The following is a 5,733-nucleotide window of genomic DNA, read 5'->3' as shown; positions in this document are numbered from 1 at the left end:
TGGTGAGGGGGGTGTGGAGCGGTTCCTGCGGTCGGTGGGTGAGGTGTATGCGGGGGGTGTGGACGTCGACTGGGGGGCGGCGTTCGACGCGTCCGCCGCGCGGGTGGTGGAGCTGCCGACGTACCCCTTCCAACACCAGCGCTACTGGCTCGACGCCGACGACCGCCCCGCCGTCGAGGCCGACCCGGTCGACGCGGCCTTCTGGTCAGCGATCGAGACCGGCGACACCGACGCCCTCGCCGACGACCTCCAGCTGGAAGCCTCCGTACTCGACGACGTCCTGCCCGCACTCACCTCCTGGCGCCGCCGCAGGCGGGAACGCTCCGTGATCGACACCTGGCGCTACCGTCTCGGCTGGGACCGCGTCGACGCCACCGGCGCCCTGTCCGGCACCTGGCTCGTAGTCGTCGGCACCGACGCCGACCCGCTCGCCGAAGCCGTCGCCGCCGGCCTCGCCGAGCGCGGCGCACAGACCGTGCGCGTCGAGGTCGACACCGAGCACACCGACCGGAGGACGCTGGCCGCCCTCTTCCCCGACCAGCCCCTCACGGGCATCGTGGCGCTCCTCGCCCTCGACGGCCGGCCCCACCCGGCCCACACCACCTGGTCGCGCGGCGCCATCGGCACCGTCACCCTCGTCCAGGCCCTCGGCGACGCCGGGATCGAGGCGCCCCTGTGGGCGGTCACCTCCGGCGCCGTCGCCGTCACCGACCCCGCCGAACTGACCGACCTCTCCCAGCACACCCTGTGGGGCATCGGCACCGTCCTCGCACTCGACGACCCACGGAACTGGGGCGGCCTCGTCGACCTGCCCCCCGGCACCGGCGAACCCGACCCGCACGCCCTCGACCTGCTGTGCACCGCCCTCTCCGGTATCGACGACGAGGACCAGCTCGCCGTACGCCCCGACGGCCTGCACGCCCGCCGCATGCGCCGCGCCCCACTGGACGGCGCCCCGGCCACCGCGCCATGGACCCCGCACGGCACTGTCCTCATCACCGGCGGCACCGGCGGCACCGGCGCCCACCTCGCCCGCCACCTCGCCGAACACGGCGCCGAGCACCTCCTGCTGACCAGCCGCCGCGGCCCCGAGGCACCCGGCGCCGGTGAACTCCGCGCCGAACTGGAAACCCTCGGCGCCCGCGTCACCATCACCGCCTGCGACATCGCCGACCGCGACGCCGTCGCCGCCCTCCTCGACGCCGTACCCGCCGCACTGCCGCTGACCGCCGTCCTCCACCTCGCCGGCGCGCCCCAGAGCGAATCACCCCTGTCCGGACTCACCGTCGAGCAGTTCGCCGAGATGGGCCACGCCAAGATCGCCGGCGCCCGGCACCTGGACGACCTGCTCGGCGACCGCGCACTCGACGCCTTCGTCCTCTTCTCCTCCGGCGCCACCGCCTGGGGCAGCAACGGCCTGACCTCGTACGCCGGGGCCAACGCCTACCTCGACGCACTGGCCCAGCACCGCCGCGCCCGCGGCCTCACCGCCACCTCCATCGCCTGGGGCGCCTGGGACGGCGGCGGCATGGTCGACGCCTCCCTGGCGGGCGAGTTCGCCAAGCTCGGCGTCGCCCTGATGGACCCCCACCTCGCCGTCGCCGCACTGGTACAGGCCGTCGAGCACGACGAGACCCACGTGGTCGTCGCCGCCATCGACTGGACCCGCTTCGCGCCCGCCTTCACCCTCGCCCGCCCCCGCCCGCTGCTGCGCGGCCTGCCGGAGGTCACCGAACTCCTCGCCGCCGGCGCCGCCGGCCGCCCCGCCGACGACGTGTCCGCCCTCCGCGCCGAACTGCTGCGACTCCCGCCGGCCGAACAGGAACGCCTGCTGGTGGACCTGGTACGCAGCGAGGCGGGCAGCGTCCTCGGCCACACCGACGCCCAAGGCGTCGAGGAGGACAGGGCGTTCAGGGAGATCGGCTTCGACTCGGTCACCGCGGTGGAACTGCGCAACCGCCTCAACGCCGCCACACAGCTGCGCCTCCCCGCCACCCTCGTCTTCGACCACCCGACCCCCAGGGCGCTGGCCGACCAGCTGCGCGCGGAACTCGTCGGCGACGGCACGGTCCTGTCCCCTCCCACGGCCGCACCGCTCCCCGCGGCCGCGAACGCGAACGCGGCCGCGAGCGACGACCCGATCGCGATCGTCTCCATGAGCTGCCGCCTCCCCGGCGGGGTGACCTCGCCCGAGGAGCTGTGGACCCTGCTCGCCGAAGGCCGGGACGCGCTCGCCGACTTCCCCGCCGACCGAGGCTGGGACCTGGACGCCCTGCTCTCCGACGACCCGGACGCCCCCGGCACGACCTACGTCCGCAAGGGCGGCTTCCTGCGCGGAGTCGCCGACTTCGACGCCGACTTCTTCGGCATCAACCCCCGCGAGGCCCTGGCGATGGACCCGCAACAGCGACTGCTGCTGGAAACCTCCTGGGAGGTCCTCGAACGCGCGGGCATCGACCCGACCTCGCTGCGCGGCAAGGACGTCGGCGTCTTCACCGGCATGGGAGCCCAGGACTACACCCCGCGCCTCGGCGGCGGCGCCGAAGGCACCGAGGGCTACGCCCTGACCGGCAGCGCGGGCAGCGTCGCCTCCGGCCGGGTCTCCTACGTCCTGGGCCTGGAGGGACCCGCGCTCACCATCGACACGGCGTGCTCGTCGTCGCTGGTGGCGATGCACTCCGCGATGCAGGCCCTGCGCAACGGCGAGTGCTCGCTCGCCCTGGCCGGCGGCGTCGCCGTGATGTCCAGCCCGGGCGTCTTCGTCGAATTCTCCCGGCAGCGCGGTCTGGCCCCGGACGGCCGCTGCAAGGCGTTCGCCGAAGGCGCGGACGGCACCGGATGGGCCGAGGGCGTCGGAATCGTCCTGCTGGAGCGTCTGTCGGACGCGCGGCGCAACGGTCACGAGGTGTTGGCGCTCGTGCGGGGCAGCGCGGTGAACCAGGACGGCGCGTCCAACGGGCTGACGGCGCCGAATGGTCCTTCGCAGCAGCGTGTGATCCGGCAGGCGCTCGCCAGCGCCGGGCTGTCGGCCGCTGACGTGGATGCGGTGGAGGCGCACGGCACGGGTACGTCGCTGGGCGACCCGATCGAGGCCCAGGCGCTGATCGCGACCTACGGTCAGGAGCGCTCCGCGCCGGAGCGCCCGCTGCTGCTCGGGGCCCTCAAGTCGAACCTCGGCCACACCGGCGCCACCGCGGGTGTGGCGGGTGTGATCAAGATGGTGGAGGCGATGCGGCACGGTGTGCTGCCCAGGACGTTGCACGTGGATGCTCCGACTCCTGAGGTGGACTGGTCGGCCGGTGCGGTGGAGTTGCTGACGGAGGCGCGGGCCTGGCCTGAGGTGGATCGTCCGCGGCGTGCGGGTGTGTCGGCGTTCGGGATCAGCGGGACGAACGCGCACGTGATTCTGGAGGGGGTTGAGCCTGCCGATCCTGCGGTTCCGGTGGAGCGTGCGGGGGCGCCGGAGGGTGTGGTGCCGTTGGTGGTCTCGGGGCGGACGGCGGAGGCGGTGCGCGCCCAGGCAGCGCGGCTGGCCGGGTTCCTGGGTGAGGGTTCGGGGTTGCATCTGTCGGACGTGGCGTATTCGCTGGCGACGTCTCGTGCTCGGTTTGATCATCGTGCGGTGGTGGTGGCGGGTTCGGTGGAGGAGGCGCGGGAGCAGTTGGCGTCGGTGCGTGGGGAGGCGGTGGTCGGGGGTCGTCTGGGGGTGTTGTTCACGGGTCAGGGTGCGCAGCGCGCCGGGATGGGGCGCGAGCTGTATGCGGCCTATCCCGTGTTCGCGGAGGCTTTCGACGAGGTGTGCGCCGCCGTGGACGGGAGTCTTGGCGGGTCGTTGAAGGAGGTGGTGTTCGGGGGCGGTGATCTGCTGGATGAGACGCGGTATGCGCAGCCGGCGTTGTTCGCCGTTGAGGTGGCGTTGTTCCGGTTGGTGGAGTCGTGGGGCGTGCGGGCGGATTGTCTGGCGGGTCATTCGATCGGTGAGGTGGTGGCGGCGTATCTGGCGGGTGTGTGGTCGTTGGAGGATGCCGCGGGGTTGGTGGTGGCGCGGGGCCGGTTGATGCAGGAGCTTGCGGTGGGTGGGGTGATGGTGGCGGTCGAGGCGTCGGAGGACGAAGTCGCTCCGTTGCTGACGGCCGGGGTGAGCATCGCGGCGATCAACGGGGACATGTCGCTGGTCCTTTCCGGCGTGCGGGACGAGGTGGAGGCGGTGCTGACCCGCTTGGAGGGGCGCCGGACGAAGCGGCTGCGGGTCTCGCACGCGTTCCATTCGCCGCTGATGGACCCGATGCTGGAGGAGTTCCGCGGGGTCGTGGCGGGGCTTACGTATCACGCGCCGTCCGTCCCGGTGATCTCGAACCTGACGGGTGAGGTGGCGGACGCCGAGCGGCTGTGTTTGCCGGAGTACTGGGTGGAGCACGTGCGGGGCACGGTCCGTTTCCACGACGGTGTGCGTGCGCTGCGGGAGCGGAAGGTGACCACGTTCCTGGAGCTGGGCCCCGACGGAGTGCTCTCCGGGATGGTGGCCGAGGAAGGGTGCGTGCCGTCGCTGCGGCGCGACGTGCCCGAGGACCGCGCCCTGATGACCGCCGTTGCCCGGCTCCACGCCCGCGGTGTCGACGTCGACTGGGAGAAGGTCTTCGCCGGTACCGGTGCACGCCGGACCGACCTGCCCACCTACGCCTTCCAGCACCAGCGCTACTGGATGAACCCGGCTCCGTCCGGTGGGGACCCGGCGCTCGCCACCGGACATCCGCTGCTCGACGTCGTGGTGAGTGCGCCGGACACGGGTGGTGTGGTCGCCACCGGTCGTCTGTCGCTCGCCGCGCAGCCGTGGTTGGCGGATCACTCGGTGGCCGGCACGGTGCTGCTGCCGGGCACCGCGCTGGTGGAGCTCGCGGTTCGTGCCGGGGACGAGGTGGGTGCGCGCTCCCTGCGGGAGCTGGTGATCGAGACTCCGCTGGTGATCCCCGACGAGGGTGCGGTGCGTGTCCAGGTGTCGGTGGGTGAGGACGCGGACGGCGTGCGGCCGGTCGCGGTGTACTCGCGGCCGGACGACGCCGACTCCGACGCGCCGTGGGTCCGCCACGCGAGTGGGCAGCTCGCCGACGAGGCACCGGCACCTGGTGCCGACTTCGCCGTCTGGCCTCCGAAGGGCGCGCAGCCCGTCGACCTGACCGGCCGCACCACGGACCAGACGACTGCCGGTTACGGCTACGGGCCATCGGCTCAGGGGCTGCGTGCGGCGTGGGTCCTCGGGCAGGACGTCTACGCCGAGGTCGCGCTTCCGGTGGACGACGCCGAGGCGGCGGCCGGCTTCGGACTGCACCCCGCGCTTCTCGACGCGGTGCTGCGTTGCGGGGCCTTCACCGAGCGGAAGGCCGAGGAGGGCAAGCTCATCCTGCCGTTCGCGTGGAACGGCCTGACGCTGCACGCCTCCGGCGCCACCACCCTGCGGGTGCGCATGACACCCACCGGACCCGAATCGGTAGCGCTGGAACTCGCCGACGGTGAGGGGGTTCCGGTCGCGTCGGTGGAGTCGTTGGTGTTGCGGGCGGTGGATGCGGGGGAGTTGGGGGTGTCGGGTCGTGGTGATGTTGGTGGGTCGTTGTTCCGGGTGGAGTGGTCGTTGTTGCCGGTGGCTGGGGGTGTGGGTGATGTGGAGGCGGAGGTGGAGGTGGAGGTTGTGGAGGTGCCTCGGTCGGTGTCGTTGGATGCGGGGGTGGTGCGGGAGGT

The 5,733-nt window shown here is 72.9% G+C and carries 1 protein-coding gene; it reads left to right on the top strand.

All coding sequences use genetic code 11. The features are described from left to right. Window positions 1-58: 58 nt before the first annotated feature. Window positions 59-5,733 (top strand): SDR family NAD(P)-dependent oxidoreductase (locus tag ABEB07_RS33495; protein WP_345671788.1); only part of this gene is annotated, 5,675 nt, incomplete at its 3' end.

It is taken from the genome of Streptomyces similanensis (assembly GCF_039543625.1).
GTDB classification, from domain to species: Bacteria; Actinomycetota; Actinomycetes; order Streptomycetales; family Streptomycetaceae; genus Streptomyces; species Streptomyces similanensis.
The sequence above is the reverse complement of the archived record's forward strand: the minus strand, read 5'-3'. Positions and strand labels throughout refer to the sequence as shown.